Genomic DNA, 20,909 nt, shown 5'->3' with positions numbered 1-20,909 from the left:
TAAAACACATAATAATAATTTACTAGGTTAACAGGAATACTATGCAATCAATCATTCACCGACTCGGTTTTATTGCCGTGTTAATGACGACAGTGGCAGCCTTCGATCTACACGCAAGTGAAGCCGAAGAATCAACACTTGAACAGAGCCAAACTGAGCCTAAAAACAAACAAGTTAGTCAGCAAGTGAGCTCCGAAAGTGAAGCTGTTATAAAAGACATTAGCCAAAAAAATGAGTTAATTGATAGCCAAGGCTTATCAGAAAAAGACAACCAAGAAGTCAGCGCCTTGCTAAATTTATTACATGAAAGTGCAGCTGCTGCTGACTGGACCACTTATTTTAGCCTTTATCATCCACAAGCGGTGTTTATTGGTACCGATGATTCAGAGCGTTGGAATATGGTTGAATTTGAGCATTATGCCAAACCCACTAAAGGCTGGCGTTATGATTTAAAGTCACGTCACTTGTTACAAATTGACGATACCATTGTATTTGACGAGCAGCTCTATAGCCCGGCGTATGGCATCAGTCGGGGTACTGGTGCGTTGGTACAAACTTCTGAAGGATGGAAAATAGCGCAATATCATTTGAGTTTTCCAATTCCAAACGATAAAGCCAAACGTATTACCAGCTTAATTATGCAATAACCATTAAACAATATGGTGGCCATTGTCGAGTATGATGACTGCCATAATAGTGAATAGTTAACGCTTCGCTAGACACTAGACACTAGACACTAGACACTAGACACTAGACACTAGACAGATTGTAGCTAATTGGAAACTATTCAATAGCCACCTTATGTCATCGACACCCCAAAACACACGTTAGCGAGTTCACTAAAGTGAGTAAAACTGTCGAAATCCTCTTGCTCAAAACAACGTCCAGATCCCTGCCTATCCGCATAAAATAATCCCAACACTTTATGGCCAACAAAGAGTGGTGCTAATAAAAAGCCATTTTGAGAAAAGCGTTCAACGAGTACATCATCAATTTGTACTTTGCATTCTTTACTGGTGGGAGCATTGACCCACACACTCTTTTTTTGTCCAATACATTGAGTGAAAACCGATCGAGGATCGTCTAGTTCAATCACAAAGGCTTGTTTCAACAATTCAGCGCCATCCCCCATCATCACCCTAGGTTGTAATAATTTACGGCTTGGAGAGAGTAACAGTACACCACAACGGTCTAGGCCAACTCCGGTTAACATCCCTTCTAATGTGGTTTGCATTATTTGATTAAAATCAGTTTTAACCACTGCATAGTGGGTTAATTGTCTCAATTTACTTAACTGATAACCTTGATTGGTTAGCCGAATTTCAGTGGGCTCAACAGGAGAGTCGACATGTTCTAATACGTCTGCGGTATTCGGTAAATAAGACACTATGGCTTTGGCACCATATTCAATGGCTAATTTATGGGTTATTTTACTGCAATCGATAAATTTTTCAGTAAATTCATCCACACTGATGTCTAACATTTCTGCGGCTTGAGATAGGCGCTTATGCAGTTCTTCAGGGTTAACTTTAGGCTGCGACACAATTTCTGATAACTTATCGGCTAAAAAAATACAACGGATCTCAGGCATGCGCTCATCGGGTTGTGCTAAAGACTTAATCAGCACTTCACCTAAGCCCCAGCTTCTGGCAATACTTTGGGTCAGCTGGGTAAAAGAGGTGCCTAGTTCAGCTCGAATCAATGAGTTTTGTTCAATTTTATTGTCAATGGCTAACAGCTTATTATCAAGCTGTTCGGTCAATTCACCGCCCATACTCCAAAAAGCGCTTTCGCCTATTCGATACAATAACGAGGCAATAAACACCTCTTCACGTAGCGATTCTCCACGGTCGCTCATCATCATTCTGGCGAGCATCGCCGCTTGAAAAGATTGCGCCATCAGTTTTAATAAACGTTGATAGACACCTTCGCTCAGGTGCTTATTTTCAAGTAAACTGGTGAGTAGTTTTGCGGTAATGCATATGTTGCGGATAGTATCAAAACCTAATACTACCGCTGCACGGCTAACGGTCGAAACAGGATTAATACCTTTATTGTAAGTGGCGCTGTTTGCCACTCGTAAAATACGCGAGGTGAGTGCATTGTCGTGCATGACACTTCGACCTAACAAAGATAACGAAGACACATCGTCTTTTGCCAACTTTTCTAAATCACGCACAGTTGAACATAATGCAGGCATTTCTTGATCACTAATCCGCTTGGTCCAGTAATCAGCCCCTTTTTGCTGAGTCATCGCCTTCAAAAATTAACCTAAATATAACAAACATTGTTTTCAGTATACTCAATTTCATCACAGTGTCTTGTAGATATTGCTATTCACTCAAGCTAGCTCACGTATCAAAGCAAAACAACAATACTCATATCCTAGCGCCTACTGGTTGATGAATTAATATCACTGATGCTAGTACAACAAGTAAGCGACATGTTACATCGCTATTACATCACTTTATTCAGGAATAGCGATTTTTGAGCAAGTGTGGTTCGAAATAAATGGGATTCATCTGGGCGCAAAAGTGACATCTACATAAACGATAAATATTGGGCAAAAAAAAACGGCTCACAAGAGCCGCAATCACAATAATGTGGTTGGAAAAAACTTACGGGTAGGAAGTATCCAAACAATCAGGTTTAACAACTAAGCATTTACTTATAAACCATCATATTTGGATAAAAATCCCGTACGACCTGTAGGTGAGTCGCACGGGGTTACAACAGTCACAAAGTGACCAAACTTGTAAAACGGTTGGGGACTAACGATTAAAACTGTTCTTCTTCAGTAGAGCCCGTTAGCGCTGTTACTGACGATTTACCGCCTTGAATACACGTTGTCACTTGATCAAAGTAACCGGTACCCACTTCTTGCTGGTGCGATACGAAAGTATAACCTTTCTTAGCAGCAGCAAATTCAAGCTCTTGTACTTTTTCAACATAATGCTTCATGCCTTCACCTCGTGCATAGTCATAGGCTAAATCGAACATGTTGTACCACATGTTATGAATGCCTGCTAACGTGATGAACTGGTACTTGTAGCCCATGTTAGACAACTCTTGCTGGAACTTAGCAATAGTGACGTCATCTAAATTCTTCTTCCAGTTGAACGAAGGTGAACAGTTATAAGCAAGTAGTTGATCTGGGTACTGTGCATGAATGGCATCAGCAAATTTCTTCGCTTCTTCAAGACAAGGTTTAGCTGTTTCACACCAAATTAAATCAGCATAAGGAGCATAAGCAAGACCACGTGAAATAGCTTGGTCTAAACCAGCTCTAACGCGGTAAAAACCTTCGTTAGTACGTTCACCAGTAACAAACTCACGGTCATATTCATCACAATCTGAAGTCATCAAATCTGCAGCATTGGCATCAGTACGTGCAATAACCAAGGTATCAACACCACTAACATCTGCCGCTAAACGTGCAGCAACTAACTTTTGCACCGCTTCTTGGGTTGGCACTAAAACTTTACCGCCCATGTGGCCACACTTTTTAACAGACGCTAATTGGTCTTCAAAGTGAACACCTGCAGCACCAGCATCAATCATCGACTTCATTAGTTCAAATGCATTCAATACACCACCAAAACCGGCTTCTGCATCAGCAACGATAGGTAGGAAATAGTCAGTGTAATTGTCATCACCAGGATTTACTTCTTTGCCCCATTGAATCTGGTCAGCACGGCGAAATGAGTTATTAATACGGCTCACAACAGCAGGTACTGAGTTTGCTGGGTAAAGTGATTGATCTGGATACATAGTGCCCGCTAAGTTAGCGTCAGCAGCTACCTGCCAGCCTGATAAGTAAATCGCTTCTATTCCCGCTTTTGCTTGTTGTACTGCTTGACCACCAGTAAGTGCGCCCAGTGAGTTTACGTAGCCTTTTTTAGCGCCGCCGTTAACCAGTTCCCACAATTTTGCAGCACCCATTTTAGCAATGGTATTTTCTGGCACAACAGAGCCACGTAATGCAACAACTTCTTCAGCAGTAAAAGGACGTTTAACCGATTTCCAACGTGGATTTTCAGCCCAATCTTTCTTAATTACATCAACCTGTTGCTGACGAGTAAGTTGTGTAGTCATAGTGTCGCTCCTTACTGTATGAGGGTGGCAAAGTGAATCATTCAACTTTGCCTAATTCAGTAGTGTTGTAATTAATATCGTTATCCGACATTACGCCGTTAACAGTTCATATCCTGGTAATGTTAAGAAATCGACTAGCTCATCAGAGGTAGTAATTTGTTCAAATAATGCTGCCGCTTTGGCGAACTCACCTGCTTTAAAGCGCTCTGCACCAAGTTCCTCTTTCACGTTGGCCATTTCTTCTTTCAACATGTCTTTAAACAATGCTTTAGTGACCAGTTTGCCGTTGGATAAACTTTTGCCATGCTGGATCCATTGCCAAATAGAAGTGCGCGATATTTCAGCCGTGGCAGCATCTTCCATCAAACCGTAAATCGGTACGCAACCATTGCCCTGGATCCACGCTTCGATGTACTGCAACGCAATACGAATATTCAAACGCATGCCTGCTTCAGTTCGCTCGCCTTCACAAGGCTCAAGTAACTCGCTGGCTAAAATGGGTGCATCGACATCACGAGTAATGTGTAATTGATTGGTTCTATCGCCACCGATGTAATCATTGAAAATTTTCATTGCGGTGTCAGCTAAACCAGGATGTGCGACCCAAGTACCGTCATGGCCATTGCGAGCCTCTAACTCTTTATCGCCACGCACTTTTTGCAGTACCAGTTCGTTAGTCGCTTCATCTTTAGCAGGAATAAATGCTGCCATACCGCCCATGGCTAATGCGCCACGTTTATGACAAGTTTTTATCAATAGACGTGAATAAGCACTTAAAAATTTAGTATCCATCGTTACCGCTTGACGGTCGGGTAGTACACGGTCAGGATAGTTCTTTAAGGTTTTGATGTAGCTGAAGATATAATCCCAACGACCACAATTAAGCGCGACAATGTTTGAACGAAGTTCATAAAGAATCTCTTCCATTTCAAATACCGCAGGTAATGTCTCAATTAAACAAGTACATTTAATCGTGCCAGGCTGTAAGCAAAAACGCTCTTCTACAAAGGCAAACATTTTCGCCCACCAACGCGCTTCTATATGGCTTTCTAACTTAGGAATATAAAAGTAAGGTCCAGAGTTTTTAGCTAACAGCTGACGATAATTATGATAAAAGTACATAGCAAAATCGACTAACCCACCAGGAATAGGTTTGCCTTTGTATTCAATGTGCTTTTCAATAAGATGCAAACCACGTACACGAGCAATTAACACTGCAGGGTCAGGGTTTAACGAATAATGCTTACCGGTTTCAGGAACGGTTAGTTCAATATCGCCACGAACGGCATCACGAAGGTTAATTTGTCCTTCGACAATTTTTTGCCAACTCGGTGCTAATGAATCCTCAAAGTCGGCCATAAACACTTTTACATTGGCGTTTAAAGCATTGATGATCATTTTACGGTCAACGGGGCCAGTAATTTCAACACGTCTGTCGGTGAGATCATCAGGCATGCCACGGATAGTCCAATCACCACCACGTATTGCACGAGTTTCAGGTAAAAAATCAGGTAACTCACCATTATCAATACGAGCTTGTTTTTGTTTACGCTTAGCTAATAGCTCAGGTACTTCATCAACAAATTTTGCACATAACGAATCAAGGAAAGCCACAGCGCCAGAGTTAAAAACGTCTTCTTGACCGTTGACAGTGGGACCAATAAACGTGAGATCGGTTTTAATCGAATCATCAGCATTTGCTGTGGACTTACTGTATTGAGCTACTAATTGTTCTGCCGTCATAATAATGGCTCCCTAAATGCTGTCTGTTTTGATATCGGTTGTCATGCTTCACTGTGTAGTGACGTTATCTACTGTCTACTTATCACGCTTATCTATACCAACTCATCGGCGTATATATTCGCGTTCAAATAAACCATTTCTAATAACATTTAACTGAAGCTGACTGTTTACCAAAAACTTTCAAATGTCTATTTCGTACTAAAAACTAACCAAAAACGTTTGTAATTGCAACAGTCTTCACTTTACCAAAACGACTTAAAAACCAGTGTTACAGATCATATAAAATGGTCTTACCAACCGAGAAAGACAGACTTAAACAATTGATATTAAACGCAATAATAAAATAGAGCTTATACTTTAAATTGGCCGTCTGAAATTCATCTTACCAATTTACCGGTAAATGATTATGGTAAAAAAGGATGTAATATAATTACCTTATGTAAAATTATGTTTACTAAACTTTAGTCTATGCCATTGAATTAAACAATTTTGTAACGTTTCTAGCTTACCTACACGTAACAAGGTTTTAATCTTTAAAAACAGATAGTTAAAACTAGGTAATTAACTACCAAATTTAAACAACTGTTTTAAATTTACGTTTACGTAAACGAAATAAAATAAGCCGCCGCAACGGCTTAAAATGTGAGTTACGTCACCCGATCAACAAGCTCAAGTAGATTGGTTTTTTTTAAATAAAATTCAATTTTTTTAAAAATAATTGAAAGAACTTCATAAATGGGGCAATAGAGAACCAAAATGGTGCAGCAACAAGTAACAAACGGTGATCTGCTCTGGGCGGAATATGCCAATAATAACCAAGCTTCGCTCACAGTATGTTAATTGTCGTTTATTGATAAATAGTTAATGATTCAGCTCTAGCTCAAATAGAGTGGCCAACAAGGTAACGCAAACGGTGATGAGTGTATGGAGTTAACACATGTTGTAAGTGATAAATGAGACGGACATAGCGTTAGCATTTGTAGCGGAGGATTTTACCTTGAAGCAATTTGGTACAGACCATAAATGCATAATATTAACTCAGAATAAAAGATGGGGTTGCGCGATAAAAAGAGATTGTTTCAAATCTGCACTATCCAACTTACTCGTTGCTCGACTAACAAGGCGCACTTATAGCGTGTCTGTGATAAATTAATAGCGCAAATTACGCTGATAAAAAAGCTTTGATTAACTTTCCTTGTCCAGTGCACTGTAACGTTCACAACTGCCGTAGTGTCAGCGTTTAGCTGCTATCACAAGCTGGTTTAGCATATGTTGATTTACTTTACTCAAGGTAATACACGGGAGGGATATACAGTCAGCTAGAGGGTTATCGTTATTTGATGGCGTCGTTATAACAGATGACGCAATTTCGACCGTTATGTTTAGCCTTATAAAGCGCTAAATCGGCACGGCGAATTAACGGGTCGAGGCTTAGGTCATCCTTATCGACGCTACTCACACCACAACTCACTGTGACAGTAAAATCGTGCCCTGAGAAACGGGTGTTAATATTGGCAACGGCATGGCGAACCTGTTCGGCAAATTCAACCGCGATATCTTCAGTTTGCTTTGGCATAAAAATAGCAAACTCTTCCCCACCCATTCGGGTAAATATATGGGTCGGCTTTAACATTTCACCAATCACATGTGTGACCTTTTTTAATACCCAATCGCCCGTAGCATGACCATATTGATCATTAATATTTTTAAATAAGTCTAAATCCATCAACAGCACAGAAAATGACTCGCCAAGCATTTGAGCTTGAATAAATTCATTTTCTGCCATTTCTTGCCCTGTACGGCGATTAAAGATACCTGTTAATCCATCTCGCTGCGCTTGCTTCATAAATTGATTACGCTGCATCCAAGCAGATATTAATAACAATAATAAACCAACAGAAAGCCCAACTAATAATGTTGAAAACATAATCGATGAACTTTTCTCTTTCATGAATAAATCTTTTTGTTTCATCAAAAGTTCATGGTCTTGAATTAAGCTGGTATTCTCACGATTTTTTTCAACGCTATCAAAGCGGGCCATTTGGTAGGCATTTTCTTTTACTTTCTGTTCATCAAGTAATTGCTGACCAAGTGCAGAAGCAACAACTTGATATTGGTATGCTTTATCGAACTGACCACGTTTACCCGCAATTAAAGACAGTATTTCGCTAACACGTTTTTTTACCTGCATATTACTGGGCTTATTGGGTAAAGCATTAACTAACTGCGCAAACATATCAGCTTGCTGATAATCACCCAAATGGAAATATATCGAGCTCAAATAAGACTGTATTTCGTTAATCTCAATTTGAAATTTAAACTTCTGGTAGCGCTCTAAAGCCACTAGATAAAATGGTTCTGCTTCAGCATATAAGCCCTTATCAAACAAAACATTACCTTGCCCCTTAATTGACATAATCTCAATCAATGGAAAACCATGATTTTTACAATAAAGTTGAGTGTCTTTAAAGAACGTCTCGGCTTGATCAAAGTGGGCTAGCTTTAAATGAGCAACTGAGTGATATAACATCGAAAAACATTCACTTTTTGGGTCTTTACCTTGGTTTAGACTCAGTGCTAATTGCGCGATACGTAGCATTTCCTCATAAGCGTTAAGCTGTAAATACACATTCATCAAGCGAATATAGGACATTATTTTGATACTTTGATCTTGATAACTGTCGATACGAGAAAGGTTATCCTCTAAAAGAGCAAAAGCTTTTTGATAATTACTCAAGCCGATATTTGCAGTGATTTTCAATAAATAAATATTGGTGAGTTCTTCACCAAGTGGTCCGTATGTCAGTGCTTTATCGAAAGCTTTATCTGCTTCGACAAAATGACCTAAATAAAGATCTTTTGTACCTAGCAACATATACAGACGGCTATGCTGTGGTGAGGTGAGTAACGATTCAGAGGATAACGCGGTATCAATCTTTTCAATGGCATAACCAATATCAGTCTTCAAAGATTGTTCAATAGTGTCGAGTTCTTTATCATAATCGATGTTGTCAGCTATCGCCGCGCGGCTAAAAAGCAACACGATGATAATAAAAAAACACATCAATATTTGAGACAAAAAATAATTACTCTGTCGGATTACTTATAATCATATACATGGCCATTTCTTTATCACCAGACAACTGGCTAACACGTGCTTTATCTCCTGACATCACAGCTTCAATCTCTTCTTGTGTTAATCCATTTGATTTCATTACACCACGTGGATCAAGCTTATATGCTTCCAATAAAGCGGCGTCCGTTCCAAGCTTAGTAAAAAATGTATTCATGTTAGACATATCGTAACCTTATATTCTAGATTATATTTGTAATTAGCGACTTAAATTTACATCTATGTGATTATCATTTGTAACAACTTTAACTTTACTGGGTCGTTCCGTCGACATAAAACGTCGTAACCAATTGTTTTATCGAAAATCTCTACACAAAATTGCCCATTAACATCTTTTTATCAATAAAAACTGTATCAATTTCGCTAAGATTGAATCATTTACATCCAATAATCACCATTAATAGCTTGTCGATAAAAGTACGGCGGTTTAAAGCATACTATTACTTTATTACCTCATTTGTGAACAGCCATAAAAATACTTAGCCAATATCTGCTTCGGCGATACCTAATTTGGCTAACATCTCATGGTTAAGCGTCATTGGACGCGCTGGAGGAATTAACAATGTGCTAATCGTCGTTAGTTTAGCCTCTGGCAATACATATAACGGCATTCGCTCTATAACAGGTGATTGAAATGGCAAATTTGCTGCTTCATATATAATCACTTCATGATTCAGCGGATACCACTGATTTAAGTGTTCAACCAAAATCTGTAATTTATCTTTAGTGCTACTAAATTGAGTTAAGGTATGTTCACCCGCAAGAGCAATCTGCCAAAGTAAAAGATGCGTTGTAGGATCCGGAACATGGTGATAAAGCATGAACTGAGTCGCTTCAAAGCTTTGATGACCACTATTGCCTGGGTCAATGCCTAAATCAGCCCACAAACAAGCTTCAGCTGAAATACCCGGTAACATGCTAGCGTCAAAACCTTCACTGCGGGCCTGTTTAATCGACCAATGCGCTACGCAAGCAAATACCCCAGGATGGCCATATAAGGCACATACAACTAACTTGCCTAAGCGAACTTCGTCTAAGATAGCGTCAACCATTTCGGCATAAGTATCACGACGATTTTTTACCTCATCGTGTTGAGCATAATAAGGTTGAAGCGAGCGAACATCTGAATTAAGCGACATTAACCAACGTTCAGAAAAACCATCGGGCACTAACGAAAAGACCACATCAGCATGCTCTATATAACTCAAACTTAATGCACCTATTTGCCCTGCAAGCTGTAATCCCGTGCCAACACAAACAAGGTTACCTTTCTTTACACTGGTTAATGTTGCTATCGGTGATTGTTGTCTCGTCATCGTGGTTTCTTATTTTGAAATAATTACAACGCAAAATAAAAGCATAAAATAAAATTATCAATAACTTATGCATTAATAGCACTTGACATTATTAAACGTTAACTAGGGCATCTAAATCATAAATTGAGCAACATCCTACCAACATTTTTTGTACAATGTTAAATAAAAATGAAAATTTACTCTAAATTTATTTATCGAAGAAAATGGAACTTCAACCGCTAAATTGACTCAAAACCACAACATCTTCTAATAGACCCTTGTCAGCATAGGGACTGCTTGGGTATGATGACCGACAGAATTTAGGAAGTAGCGCAGACAATGATAAACAAAAAACAAAGTCTTACCCTTGTAAGCGCAGTTGCGCTTTCATTATCTCTTAGCGGATGCAGTGTGTTTGATTGGTTGATTTACAAGCCAGATGTGCCACAAGGCAACTACATGGAAACACAGCAAGTTGAAAAACTTCGTGTCGACATGACTAAAGAGCAAGCAGAATATATTTTAGGTCGTCCAGTATTGCGCGACAGCTTCTCCGATGACACTTGGTATTATGTGTACCATTTTAAAAGTGGTCGAGATGCTAGCATTACTCACAAAGAGTTGATCATTCACTTTAATGGCGACAAGATTTCAAGTGTTGCTGGTGATTATGACCTAAGTGCAGAATTTAATACTCCACTTGATGAAAGCTCGTTGCCGTCAGTTAACGAACAGGATCTTAAGCCTTTATTACCAGAAGTTCGTCCAGATGCGAAACCTTTAGTTGAAGAGCTACGTCCTGCGTTAAAAAACCAGGCCGAAAATGATAATGATAATGCACCAACATAAGCCACACGATAACATGTGATTTATGCCAATAAAAAAGCAGGACCTCTAACGAGAGTCCTGCTTTTTTATTATATACCCGTGATCATTGAAAATGCTTGATTTTGTCCCAAATGGGATCATCATAGCCCCATGAAACAAATTACACTCTCGCCAGAACAAAAAGTAGCATTGGAAACTCGACATAAAAGCTCGAGTGATAGGCGTGAGTGTGATCGCATTAAAGCCATTTTACTACGCGATGAAAATTGGCCAACGCCAATGATTGCCCAAGCGTTACGTATTCACGAAACGACCGTAGTTCGATACATTGATGCCTATGCTCACGACCAAAAACTCACGTGTAATAGTGGCGGCTCCTTAAGTTATCTGAGTCAAGAGCAAACTGAACTATTGATTGCACACCTGTGTGAGGTGACCTACTTGCATAGCCATCAAATAGTCGCTTATATCTCAGAACAATTTCAGATTAAGTACACAGTGTCAGGCCTCAATAAATGGCTGCATAAACATCAGTTCAGCTATAAAAACCCTAAAGGGGTTCCTCACAAATTTGATGAAGACAAACAAACGGCTTTCATTGAATATTATGAGCAACTAAAATCCTCGTTAACCCCTGATGAACCGTTATTATTTATGGATGCGGTTCATCCGACCCAAGCCACAAAAATCACCGCAGGCTGGATAAAAAAAGGCGTTGATAAACCGATAGAAACGACGGGAAGCCGAACCCGTATTAACGTGGTTGGTGCAATCCGACTTGGTCACTTAACAGAAGCGGTCATTGAGCAATATAGCAAAACGGTTAACGGTGCATCCATCATCGATTTTTTAAACCAAATTAGAGCGCGTTACTCAACAAGTGGTGTTATCCATTTGGTGCTTGATGGCGCTGGATACCATCGAAATGCCTTAGTAGTTAAAGAGGCTAAAAATCTGAATATAACATTGCATTACCTGCCGCCTTATAGTCCAAATTTAAACCCAATAGAACGATTGTGGAAGGTAATGAATAAACATGCGAGGAATGGGCAATACTTCGCAACGACAAAAGAATTCCGACGAAAAATCACTGACTTTTTTAGCATCACCCTCCCCGATATTGCCGATACACTCGGTGATACAATTAATGATAACTTTCAGAAATTAAAACCTGCAGTTTGAATTCACTTGAGTATATAACCACCTAAAAACTTAATCCATCACCTTAATAATGGTAAGTTAATTGACTTTAGCACCGGTGATTTTATTAATACGACCTTCATCTTTGGCTTTTTCGGCACGCTTGCGACGAACATCTTTAGGATCTGCAATTAACGGGCGATATATTTCAACACGTTGCCCAGGAACGAGTACCTCATCATGTTTGGCCTGGCGACTAAACACCCCAAGCTTAACCTCTTCAAGGTTAATCTCCGGAAAAAATTTAACAATATCACTTTGCTTAACGGCTTCAATGAATGTAGTGCCTGGCGACACCATCACCGAAATAATTTTCTGCTGTTTTGGCAATGCATAAATAACATCTACCGAGAACTTTTCTGTTTCATTAATCACGATAAATCACCTTTGCCCTGTCAGTAAATGCCATTACCATCGACGACATCAAATCTTTAAACACTTTGCCAAACGCCATATCAACCAGCATGTTTGAAAATTCGAAGTCTAAATCAAATTCAACTTTACAGGCATCTTCGGTAAGCTCAGTAAATTTCCACAAACCATGCATATACTTAAACGGGCCATTTTCCAATTCAAGTGAAATCGATTTAGCTTGGATCACTTGATTGCGGGTGGTAAATGTTTTACTGATCCCCGCCTTACTAACATCAACCGACGCCACCATGGTTTGACCATCAAACTCAAGCACCTTACCACCGACACATCCCGGTAGAAAAGCATGATACGATTCAACATCATTGACTAAATCATACATCTGTAAGGCACTAAATCTAACCAGCATACTTTTGGAAATCTTGGGCATCTGACATCACTATCGTTAATACAATAGTGCGATTTTATCACGTTAAATAAAAAAGGCATCTCCGAGAGCGTTAAATCACGTTGGAAATAACACAATCACCAAGAAACTGGGTATAATCGTTGAAATATCAAAAATCTCCCCCATATCTATTAGTTAATAGTATTAGCATAATAGAGTTTATCAAATGGGCTCACTGCGGGTTGTCCAGCACCATCCTTCAGGTCAATAACGGCAATCAGAACGGTAATAATAATGGTAAAAAAGAAATCAGCAAACGCCTCAGCGAGCATCGCACGCAATAAACGCGCGACCTTTGAATACCGCATAGAAGACAAAATCGAAGCGGGATTACAACTTATGGGCTGGGAAGTTAAGTCCATTCGCATGGGTAAAGTAAATTTATCTGATTGTTATGTCTATATTAAAGAGGGTGAAGCCTTTATGCATGGTTGTACTATTCAACCACTTAATACCGCTTCAACCCATGTAATATGCGATCCAATCAGAACCAAAAAACTGCTATTAAAGCGCAGTGAAATTGACAAACTTGCCGGCCTAATTGAGCGTCAAGGCTATACCCTCGTACCATTATCAATGTACTGGCGCAAAGGTGCTTGGGTAAAAGTCGAAATTGGCTTAGGTAAAGGTAAAAAAGATCACGATAAACGTGAAGATACCAAAGAACGTGAGTGGAAAATTGAAAAAGCTCGCGTAATGAAAAAAGACAAAGAAAACGCTTAATCTCGTTAGTAGGCCACTGAAACGATTAAAATTGATAAGTTGTTATTGAACATAGGCCTATAACGAACAGATAGTGAACAAACGATTATATTTTGTTAATGGATACTAGGTATTCATCTAACAAAGCGTTATAATTAACTCAATTGGGGGCGATTCTGGATTCGACAGGATTCACGAAACCCAAGGAGCATGTCGAGGGGCGGTTGGCCTCGTAAAAAGCCGCACCGTTATAGTTGCAAACGACTCTAACTACTCTCTAGCAGCTTAGGCTAGCTAGCCATCAACCACACGTTTCGCACGTGGACAGTGGATCCTGATGGTCATATTACAGTGTGCTAGCGAGGGAACTCCGTCCGGGGGTGAACCGCGAAACAGTACCGGACTCACCAAGTAGCATCCTGTCTTTCGGAGACTGCTTGGTTAAATAAAAGAGAGACTAAACATGTAGTGCCGAGGATGTAGGCTTTCTGGACGCGGGTTCAAGTCCCGCCGCCTCCACCAATTTATAGAAGGGCTTAGCAGCAATGCTAAGCCCTTTTTGTTTGCCCATTTTTGCATGGCAACATTTTATACTTCGATTAACTGGTCGTAATCATTCAACTTAAAAAATAACATCAACGTCGTGGCGCTTCACCCACACCCGACCAAGAAGGGAAAAACTGCTTTCCCCTCTTGGATCACCCCAGCAGCTCCGACAAAGTGTTGATCCTCATAGCGATAATAAAAATCGCCTAACGGCTCAGATGGTACATCCATGTACCCCTGAGCCTGTGCCATCATCCATGATGTCACTACGGCATTTTCATCACGCTATTTCGGACACTTCGGACGGAGGACCATTGAGCCTGCAGGTTTGTTTGTTACTTTGTTGAAGGTTTGGTATTCGTAGTCAATAACCAGATCACCAGCTTGGTGTGGGGTGTTGGCTTTAAGCGCAGCAAAGGCTGTGGTATCCATCAACCACTTGCCGGCTTTTACATCGCTGGGGCGTCCATCTACTGCCGCAAACTCACCATCAGGCAATGCCTGGATATAACCATCGGCGCAGGCCGTGGTAATATAAAAGGTTAACTGGCTGCTAAGGGCTGTAGGCCGAAACATAAAGGCACTCTCAATAACATTGGAGTGCCTAGAATGCGGGTTTTACTGATTTGAGCGGATTGGAAAGGTTTCGGGATTAGGGCTTTATATTTATATATTTAGAAGCGAGATCTATTACGGAATCTAAGTTTTCATCATTAATGAAAAATTTTAATTTTTTAGATCTACGATAATTATTCTGAAAATTAATCAAAGACACAATAGATAACTTATCATCCCCGATACTACTACTATAATGTTCATATTCAATACTCAGAGCACCAATTATAATTACAATACTTACGCAGTCTTCCCAAGGTACTTCACTTGATTTATCTATATAGTCTGATTGCGAAACTGTTTGAAAGCGAATTAGTTGTTCTGAATTCAACGGATGATCATGCCAAATACCATTGAGAAGTTCCTTTAGACTTAGAGTGTGTGGCGATAAAGATCTTAGGCAAGAAACGTATTGGTTCGAATTAATTATTGTGTTAGAAATTAACTCATCATACCTTTGAACTTGCTCATTTATCGCACGAGTTATTTCTCTGAGTTTAAAATCTTGACTAGCTAACCTTACTTGAGCCAATAGTGCATCAGCACTTCTAGCCGTTTCATTTTTTGTTGCCTTCAATTCTTCACGTGTTTCTTTTAGCTCCTTAAGCTGGATCCGAATAGACCAGACTAATAATCCAACAGTAGCAAAGCCGAGGATTGGATTTAATGTCCCACCAATAAAGTCTCCAAATTGCGCAAACCTATCTTGGCTGCCCCAAGGGCCATTAAACTGACTAAAATACAAACCTAAAATAAAAATTGTAATTATTGCAACTAAGATGAGAGAAAAAACCAACCAGTTTGGTAAATCATCACTAAGATTTGAACCACCTTGATTTTTTTCGGGTGATACTGTTACTTCTTTCGGTTTTGATACCATGTTCAATCTTCCAATTTATTAAAATTTAACAAGCAAGTAGAAAAGGTATCTTTTTCACCCTTAGTATTGATCCAACCCGCTGCACTACTTTCATTAAGTACAACCTTGCCATCGTTGAACACGTCCGCACTTACAAGCAAATAGTTCAATGAACCCGTGTATGTTTCAATCCGGTAACCAGTAGCTCTTATTGATTGTCTCACCTCAAAATTAGCTAGACCAGAATGGGCCTTATTAAAACCATCTGTTAAGCAGTCAATGAAATATGGGATTTTATCAGTAGCAATGTTGCCAGAATCCACAACAAAAAACTCATCAGTATCTGTGCGAGTTGGCGCAGCACATGAGGCCAGAATTATAGATAACGGAATTATGAATAATTTTTTCAAAAATACATATCCTTATGATTTGATTTTGATTGTGTTAGCTAAAAGTCACTTAGCTTAAAATTGAAACTAAGTTATTAAATTTAGTTCACTGTAACAACCCAATTACCACCGTCATCATCGATTGAATAAGCATAATAATCGTCATTGCAAGTTACTCTGTAGGAACCATCCCAAGAACTTTGGCTTATATGACTCACAGAGTCACACTTATAACCTGAGCGTTTTATCAACATTTGAGCAGCACCTGTCTTTTCTGCAGAAACAACTGGACTCGTTTGTTTACTATTATCCGTTTTACCGTTATCTCCACCAAACACCCCAGATAAAATCAATAGGGCTAAAAATAAAATACCCACACCTACAAAAATTGATAACTGTTCCGTTATTTTAAATGCTTCTGAATGAGTTAGCTGCAGATGTTTTAGGTACTTTATATATGGATCTGTAGGAGATTTGAAAGAAAAATATAAATCTTCACCAAAATTAATTTTTGCTACTGTATTGTACTTATCAGAATCTAACATTGTTAAGCTAGAAGCCGCTGCCAACATGATTTTTGAACTTTTAAATGGCGAAGACCCACTGAAAGTAATAACCCCATCCAAGCAATTAAAAGCGACTGTTTTTACCTTTAGCTCTGGTATGTTTGTCTCTAGCACTTCAACAGTTACAATCATCGTAATTCCTTTTCAACACATGACATATAAATTCCATTCCAATCATGATGCTAACCTACATAATTATCTCAATAAAAAAGATAACATCTCTGCACTTCTCAAATAAACTTAAGCTAACAACCTAATTTTTTATATTCATCGTATGCTACCAAGCAGCACTCTTCTATAAAACACGTCACATCGATCTTAATTTCACCATACATCCATACAGAGTTTACAAAGTCAATCCTTCGGTTCTGTCCACGAAAAATGCTTATATCCACACTGAAAGTCACACCGTCATTATCCATTATTTGTTGGGACAACATCACCGGCATCCCTTCATGTACATCAACAAAGATCAGAGGTTCCTCATTTAGCTCTACACTTAGATTTGTATTGTTTTGCTTCTGGACAATAACGTCACCCCAAGACTTGGCAGCATTTTCTATATCTAACAACAGTTGATTTATAATCGAATTCATTTCAAAGTCCTTTTGAAGATAAAATACAGTTCACCATGATCTAAATCTCGTTTAAAAGATGTTTAAATCTATGCTAATTCGTTTAACTTGCTCTTAGTCCTATATCATGAAGTATTTGATTCTTGCTCTTCTTACAGCTTGTTTGAGGCAGTCATCTTCGATGACTGGTAAATCGAGTGCTTCGCAGTTAGGGCGTTGGTGACAACAATACTCAGCAATGCATAAACGATGGCCCAGGAAATTGATATTGCTAAAATCCCGAGTAAGAAAGGGGCTAGCACCACGGCATCGGCACCACTTTTTAAGAGTTTGAATGTAAAAATGATAAAGCCAAGCAACACCATTCCATGGATAAATGAGCTGAACGAGCACAGTGAGCCACCAACGCTCACCGCCGATTGGGCTTTGTCTAAATCAGCTTGAAATCGATGCGTTGTTTTATCTGCAGTTTGCTCAGATGATGGTTGATTGTCGGCAGTTCTGTTTAACTCGGTAGGGTCTTGAGGTAAGGCAATTTCTTTGGCTGGTGTGTCCATACACGGGATCTTCCATAAGATGACTGGTTAAGAGTAAAACTTATCAACTAATAGACGAGAAGACAATAAATCAATGCTAATCAGTAACCTATTTTAGTTATTTAAAGAAAATAACAACCATTACATTAACGATCGTCTTAAATGGCTTTCTACTAGGTCCAGAATGTCTTGCTTTCAAACGGCGCGATACCCAAAAACGGCCTTGCTTGAATATCTTGATTGGGGAAGATGCTAAATGAGCTTGTGGTACCACCCAAATGCTGCATGGCAGCGTATTCTTGATAACTACAACAGCGGCTTAATCGAAGAAAGTAGAGACACAGGTGCAATCGCGGCTGTGACCATCGAAAACATGGATGTTTTCGCAGAGCGCCCATGGATGGGTTTACAGCGTGTCACCGAAGTGATTGCACTTGGGGAGCACAACTGGGCAAGCATGCGATCGGGCATTGCTAAACAATATACTTTTGGAACAACAATAACCGGTTCAGATGTGGCGGCGGGACTTGAACCCGCGTCCATAAAAAATCCCCGCTGGCATCGCTGCCTGCGGGGATTTTTTGTTAATCAGCCTAAAGCCGATTAATGGTCACTTATAACAATTAGATTACTCGTTATTAGCTTTGTTTTTTAACAAACTTCGATTTCAGCATCATTTGGCCGTTGCCATCAACTTTACAGTCGATGTCGTGGTCGCCGTCGACAAAGTGGTTGATCACTGCTTTAGTGCCGACTTTAAGCACGAGTGATGAACCTTTTACTTTAAGGTCTTTGATTAAGGTGACTTTGTCGCCTTCTGCTAATAAGTTGCCGTTGGCATCTTTTAAAATGATAGCGTCTGGATCAACCACTTCTTCATTTGGGTTCCACTCATTGGCGCATTCTGGGCAAATTAATAATGTGCCGTCTGAATAAGCGTACGGAGACTCACATTTTGGGCATGGCGGGATTACATCACTCATATCTTTACTCTCTGTGTTCTTGGCAGTTGTCGAACACGTTAACAGCGCTAATACGCAGTTCGACAGGCTTTATCGATTGGCGTGAGATAGAAAAGTATCTACCCTGCCGAATATTGTAATGACATTATAATGCTATTATCACGAATTGACTACCCTAGGGTGGTAAACCAGTTGATCCACTTGCCCGCTAATGTAACGGCTAGCGTAACGAGTAGCGTAGTAATTTGCATAGCCACTAGGTGACTAATAGTGTCACCAATAGCCTAACAATAGGCGAATTAAAGCTTAGCTTTTTACCTGTGGGTTCGGACGACTTTGATTGTCAGCAAAACTCACATCATGCTTTTCGAGGTATTCGCGAATAAGCTGACGGGTGACTTGTGATGGGGTGAGATCTTGCGCAGCACACAGTTGTTCAAATGCCTGCTTTTTTAGCGGGTCCATTAATACAGTAAAACGTGCAGTTTTATTTTCCATAGTGGCTAGCCTTTCATTACGACATGATAATTTGATTATAATCCAGTGTGTGGCTAAAGACCATATTCTGGATTTTTTATTCGCCGTACTATTATTGCTAGCCTTTCACTCGAACTATTCACTCAGGTCTTTAAATAGAGCTATTCACTCGAGCTAAACAACTAGGCTGGTTAAACCTAATCATGTCTTAGCCCGAGTGTGTTTATCTGTTAAGCAATGCTCGCTAAACGGGGTAACAGCGCTTTAAAACTCGGTCTTGTTGATGAACTATGCTGCAAGCAATCTTGCACTAACTGGCGCAACATTATCGCTTGTGGTGTGTTTGGGTTATCGATGAGGTTTAGCATGTCATCGACCAAATAACCAAATGCCCTAACCTCAATAGCTTGCATTAATTGCAAATGCTGTGGGGTGAACTGCTTTAAATTTGAGGCGGCGCCAAAATCACCAAACAGCACGTTATCGTGGGTATTTATCATGATGTTGTGGGCATAAATATCACCATGGCTTATACCATTTTGGTGTAAATGAGCCAAAATATCAGCCATTTGGCTGGCAATATGAGTAATGCGCGCCCAGGTAAATACCGTTTGCGCTTCAAAAGTGTCGCGGCTACAGGTTTGTAACGACGGCGGTAAACCTAAATTGCCGTAGCTTGGCGGAATAAGTTGCATCACTAAACCCAGTTGTTCTGGTTGATTAATTTGTGCCACCACATTAATCAGATTAGGGTGCTCGCCAGCGGTTAAGCAACAATCAAGCTCATCTGCTGGATAACCATCACTGGTTACCATGCCCTTAAACAACTTAATTGCGACATCAGCGTCGCTGCTAAAGTTTGCCTCAACTGAGTTTTCTGTATGGTGAGTCGCTTGATAAATCAATCCTGATGCACCCTGCCCGAGTAACTGACCTAAGGTAAACTGGGTTAATGGCACGATAGGTACGCGAGTATTATCGCAATGTTCTACATGACTAAACGCGTTACCTGCAAAAGCCAACCAGGCTAAGTTAGGTAGCTCAAATAACCAATGTGGTAAGGCGGTAAGCTGGTTAGCCGATAAACGGATAAGAGCCAATTGATGACAATTAGCCATGCTATTAGGCAGTGCGGTTAATCGGTTACCCGCTAACGCGAGTTTTTCCAGACGATGACATTGACCTAAACTGTCTGGCAACAGCTCAATGTGGTTATCGGTTAATATTAACCAACGGGTTTGCTTTGGAATGGATGCTTCAGGTACGGTGCGAATTTGATTAGCTTTAAAACCTATCATTTCGAGCTTTGGACACTGGCCTAATACTGCTGGCAGATGATCAAATAGGTTATTCGACACAAACAAGATTTTAAGTTGATGCAAGTCAGCAAAGTTATCAGGCAATGACGATAATTGGTTATTGCCGAGATCGAGCACTTCTAGGGTATCGGCTAACTCAAACAGTTTTACAGGAAATTCCGTCAGTTGTTCTGCGATACTGACCCGTTGATAACCCAGTAACAAACCATCATTTAATTGTTGCAGTGTTTGCATCATGTTTCTCTTTGC

General features: G+C 39.9%; 22 protein-coding genes and 1 other RNA gene. 6 read left to right on the top strand and 17 right to left on the bottom strand.

Annotated features, from left to right (window positions below):
• Nucleotides 1-41 precede the first annotated feature (41 nt).
• Complete coding sequence (locus tag HNW13_RS02470) at nt 42-647, top strand: nuclear transport factor 2 family protein (protein ID WP_101085535.1); 606 nt, start codon at nt 42-44, stop codon at nt 645-647.
• Between the two features lie 152 nt (nt 648-799).
• On the opposite strand, the gene HNW13_RS02465 is transcribed toward HNW13_RS02470, so the two are convergent.
• From HNW13_RS02465 to HNW13_RS02440, 6 genes are all read right to left on the bottom strand, one after another.
• The gene (locus tag HNW13_RS02465) at nt 800-2,254 is read right to left on the bottom strand and encodes an HDOD domain-containing protein (RefSeq protein ID WP_162024296.1); all 1,455 of its coding nucleotides are present in this window, start codon (nt 2,252-2,254) and stop codon (nt 800-802) included.
• 524 nt (nt 2,255-2,778) lie between these two features.
• On the bottom strand, nt 2,779-4,095 hold the full coding sequence (gene aceA / locus HNW13_RS02460) for an isocitrate lyase (protein ID WP_192114485.1): 1,317 nt from the start codon (nt 4,093-4,095) through the stop codon (nt 2,779-2,781).
• Between the two features lie 90 nt (nt 4,096-4,185).
• The gene (gene aceB, locus HNW13_RS02455) at nt 4,186-5,838 is read right to left on the bottom strand and encodes a malate synthase A (protein ID WP_192114484.1); all 1,653 of its coding nucleotides are present in this window, start codon (nt 5,836-5,838) and stop codon (nt 4,186-4,188) included.
• Nucleotides 5,839-7,171: 1,333 nt separating this feature from the next.
• A complete protein-coding gene (locus HNW13_RS02450) occupies nt 7,172-8,917 on the bottom strand; it encodes a GGDEF domain-containing protein (RefSeq protein ID WP_192114483.1) in 1,746 nt (581 codons plus the stop codon).
• A 7-nt stretch (nt 8,918-8,924) separates the two neighbouring features.
• Nucleotides 8,925-9,137: a hypothetical protein gene (locus HNW13_RS02445; RefSeq protein WP_101085543.1), complete on the bottom strand. Its 213-nt coding sequence runs from the start codon at nt 9,135-9,137 to the stop codon at nt 8,925-8,927.
• A gap of 313 nt (nt 9,138-9,450) precedes the next feature.
• On the bottom strand, nt 9,451-10,287 hold the full coding sequence (locus HNW13_RS02440; protein WP_192114482.1) for an SAM-dependent methyltransferase: 837 nt from the start codon (nt 10,285-10,287) through the stop codon (nt 9,451-9,453).
• A gap of 318 nt (nt 10,288-10,605) precedes the next feature.
• Between HNW13_RS02440 and bamE the strand changes: the two genes are divergently transcribed.
• Both bamE and HNW13_RS02430 read left to right on the top strand, forming a co-directional pair.
• A complete protein-coding gene (gene bamE / locus HNW13_RS02435; RefSeq protein WP_101085547.1) occupies nt 10,606-11,115 on the top strand; it encodes an outer membrane protein assembly factor BamE in 510 nt (169 codons plus the stop codon).
• Nucleotides 11,116-11,244: 129 nt separating this feature from the next.
• Complete coding sequence (locus HNW13_RS02430) at nt 11,245-12,276, top strand: IS630 family transposase (protein WP_124013279.1); 1,032 nt, start codon at nt 11,245-11,247, stop codon at nt 12,274-12,276.
• 57 nt (nt 12,277-12,333) lie between these two features.
• Here the strand turns inward: HNW13_RS02430 and HNW13_RS02425 are convergent, their stop codons facing one another.
• Complete coding sequence (locus tag HNW13_RS02425; protein ID WP_101085549.1) at nt 12,334-12,669, bottom strand: RnfH family protein; 336 nt, start codon at nt 12,667-12,669, stop codon at nt 12,334-12,336.
• Nucleotides 12,662-13,096: an SRPBCC family protein gene (locus HNW13_RS02420; RefSeq protein WP_162022595.1), complete on the bottom strand. Its 435-nt coding sequence runs from the start codon at nt 13,094-13,096 to the stop codon at nt 12,662-12,664. Before HNW13_RS02420 ends, HNW13_RS02425 begins: the two co-directional genes overlap by 8 nt.
• A gap of 252 nt (nt 13,097-13,348) precedes the next feature.
• Between HNW13_RS02420 and smpB the strand changes: the two genes are divergently transcribed.
• Both smpB and ssrA read left to right on the top strand, forming a co-directional pair.
• Nucleotides 13,349-13,837, top strand: coding sequence for an SsrA-binding protein SmpB (gene smpB / locus HNW13_RS02415; RefSeq protein WP_011636568.1), 489 nt, complete (start codon nt 13,349-13,351; stop codon nt 13,835-13,837).
• A gap of 145 nt (nt 13,838-13,982) precedes the next feature.
• Nucleotides 13,983-14,338: a transfer-messenger RNA gene (gene ssrA, locus HNW13_RS02410) on the top strand.
• Nucleotides 14,339-14,647: 309 nt separating this feature from the next.
• Here ssrA and HNW13_RS02405 read toward each other — a convergent pair.
• From HNW13_RS02405 to HNW13_RS02380, 6 genes are all read right to left on the bottom strand, one after another.
• The gene (locus tag HNW13_RS02405) at nt 14,648-14,938 is read right to left on the bottom strand and encodes a phage protease (RefSeq protein WP_243756158.1); all 291 of its coding nucleotides are present in this window, start codon (nt 14,936-14,938) and stop codon (nt 14,648-14,650) included.
• 76 nt (nt 14,939-15,014) lie between these two features.
• Complete coding sequence (locus HNW13_RS02400; protein ID WP_192114481.1) at nt 15,015-15,857, bottom strand: hypothetical protein; 843 nt, start codon at nt 15,855-15,857, stop codon at nt 15,015-15,017.
• A 2-nt stretch (nt 15,858-15,859) separates the two neighbouring features.
• Nucleotides 15,860-16,246 (bottom strand): hypothetical protein, encoded by a 387-nt coding sequence (locus HNW13_RS02395; RefSeq protein WP_192114480.1) that lies wholly within the window; start codon nt 16,244-16,246, stop codon nt 15,860-15,862.
• Nucleotides 16,247-16,326: 80 nt separating this feature from the next.
• Nucleotides 16,327-16,923 carry a hypothetical protein gene (locus HNW13_RS02390; RefSeq protein WP_192114479.1) on the bottom strand — a complete coding sequence of 199 codons (597 nt, stop codon included), beginning with the start codon at nt 16,921-16,923 and terminating at the stop codon, nt 16,327-16,329.
• Between the two features lie 113 nt (nt 16,924-17,036).
• A complete protein-coding gene (locus HNW13_RS02385; protein ID WP_192114478.1) occupies nt 17,037-17,387 on the bottom strand; it encodes a hypothetical protein in 351 nt (116 codons plus the stop codon).
• 131 nt (nt 17,388-17,518) lie between these two features.
• Entirely contained in the window at nt 17,519-17,923 is a 405-nt protein-coding gene (locus HNW13_RS02380) for a hypothetical protein (protein ID WP_192114477.1), read from the bottom strand.
• 235 nt (nt 17,924-18,158) lie between these two features.
• Here HNW13_RS02380 and HNW13_RS02375 point away from each other — a divergent pair, with 235 nt between their 5' ends.
• A complete protein-coding gene (locus HNW13_RS02375) occupies nt 18,159-18,509 on the top strand; it encodes a hypothetical protein (protein ID WP_192114476.1) in 351 nt (116 codons plus the stop codon).
• 31 nt (nt 18,510-18,540) lie between these two features.
• On the opposite strand, the gene HNW13_RS02370 is transcribed toward HNW13_RS02375, so the two are convergent.
• The 3 genes from HNW13_RS02370 to HNW13_RS02360 all read right to left on the bottom strand — a co-directional run bounded on the left by HNW13_RS02370 (nt 18,541) and on the right by HNW13_RS02360 (nt 20,894).
• Nucleotides 18,541-18,885 carry a zinc ribbon domain-containing protein YjdM gene (locus tag HNW13_RS02370; RefSeq protein WP_011636566.1) on the bottom strand — a complete coding sequence of 115 codons (345 nt, stop codon included), beginning with the start codon at nt 18,883-18,885 and terminating at the stop codon, nt 18,541-18,543.
• Between the two features lie 285 nt (nt 18,886-19,170).
• Nucleotides 19,171-19,362 (bottom strand): CopG family transcriptional regulator, encoded by a 192-nt coding sequence (locus HNW13_RS02365; protein WP_101085561.1) that lies wholly within the window; start codon nt 19,360-19,362, stop codon nt 19,171-19,173.
• A 209-nt stretch (nt 19,363-19,571) separates the two neighbouring features.
• Nucleotides 19,572-20,894 carry a leucine-rich repeat-containing protein kinase family protein gene (locus HNW13_RS02360; protein WP_243756212.1) on the bottom strand — a complete coding sequence of 441 codons (1,323 nt, stop codon included), beginning with the start codon at nt 20,892-20,894 and terminating at the stop codon, nt 19,572-19,574.
• Nucleotides 20,895-20,909 lie beyond the last annotated feature (15 nt).

This window comes from Shewanella sp. BF02_Schw, assembly GCF_014596695.2.
Lineage (GTDB): Bacteria > Pseudomonadota > Gammaproteobacteria > Enterobacterales > Shewanellaceae > Shewanella.
Note: the sequence above shows the minus strand (reverse complement) of the source record. Positions and strands in the feature narration are given on the sequence as shown.

Excerpts from the sequence above, each read along its gene's own strand:
- bamE (WP_101085547.1), top strand. The coding sequence starts at position 10,606 with ATGATAAACAAAAAACAAAGTCTTACCCTTGTAAGCGCAGTTGCGCTT.
- HNW13_RS02430 (WP_124013279.1), top strand. The coding sequence starts at position 11,245 with ATGAAACAAATTACACTCTCGCCAGAACAAAAAGTAGCATTGGAAACT.
- aceA (WP_192114485.1), bottom strand. The coding sequence starts at position 4,095 with ATGACTACACAACTTACTCGTCAGCAACAGGTTGATGTAATTAAGAAA.
- HNW13_RS02365 (WP_101085561.1), bottom strand. The coding sequence starts at position 19,362 with ATGGAAAATAAAACTGCACGTTTTACTGTATTAATGGACCCGCTAAAA.
- HNW13_RS02420 (WP_162022595.1), bottom strand. The coding sequence starts at position 13,096 with ATGCCCAAGATTTCCAAAAGTATGCTGGTTAGATTTAGTGCCTTACAG.
- smpB (WP_011636568.1), top strand. The coding sequence starts at position 13,349 with ATGGTAAAAAAGAAATCAGCAAACGCCTCAGCGAGCATCGCACGCAAT.
- HNW13_RS02445 (WP_101085543.1), bottom strand. The coding sequence starts at position 9,137 with ATGTCTAACATGAATACATTTTTTACTAAGCTTGGAACGGACGCCGCT.
- HNW13_RS02380 (WP_192114477.1), bottom strand. The coding sequence starts at position 17,923 with ATGGACACACCAGCCAAAGAAATTGCCTTACCTCAAGACCCTACCGAG.
- HNW13_RS02465 (WP_162024296.1), bottom strand. The coding sequence starts at position 2,254 with ATGACTCAGCAAAAAGGGGCTGATTACTGGACCAAGCGGATTAGTGAT.
- HNW13_RS02375 (WP_192114476.1), top strand. The coding sequence starts at position 18,159 with ATGAGCTTGTGGTACCACCCAAATGCTGCATGGCAGCGTATTCTTGAT.
- HNW13_RS02360 (WP_243756212.1), bottom strand. The coding sequence starts at position 20,894 with ATGCAAACACTGCAACAATTAAATGATGGTTTGTTACTGGGTTATCAA.
- aceB (WP_192114484.1), bottom strand. The coding sequence starts at position 5,838 with ATGACGGCAGAACAATTAGTAGCTCAATACAGTAAGTCCACAGCAAAT.
- HNW13_RS02370 (WP_011636566.1), bottom strand. The coding sequence starts at position 18,885 with ATGAGTGATGTAATCCCGCCATGCCCAAAATGTGAGTCTCCGTACGCT.
- HNW13_RS02400 (WP_192114481.1), bottom strand. The coding sequence starts at position 15,857 with ATGGTATCAAAACCGAAAGAAGTAACAGTATCACCCGAAAAAAATCAA.
- HNW13_RS02440 (WP_192114482.1), bottom strand. The coding sequence starts at position 10,287 with ATGACGAGACAACAATCACCGATAGCAACATTAACCAGTGTAAAGAAA.
- HNW13_RS02390 (WP_192114479.1), bottom strand. The coding sequence starts at position 16,923 with ATGATTGTAACTGTTGAAGTGCTAGAGACAAACATACCAGAGCTAAAG.
- HNW13_RS02385 (WP_192114478.1), bottom strand. The coding sequence starts at position 17,387 with ATGAATTCGATTATAAATCAACTGTTGTTAGATATAGAAAATGCTGCC.
- HNW13_RS02470 (WP_101085535.1), top strand. The coding sequence starts at position 42 with ATGCAATCAATCATTCACCGACTCGGTTTTATTGCCGTGTTAATGACG.
- HNW13_RS02405 (WP_243756158.1), bottom strand. The coding sequence starts at position 14,938 with ATGTTTCGGCCTACAGCCCTTAGCAGCCAGTTAACCTTTTATATTACC.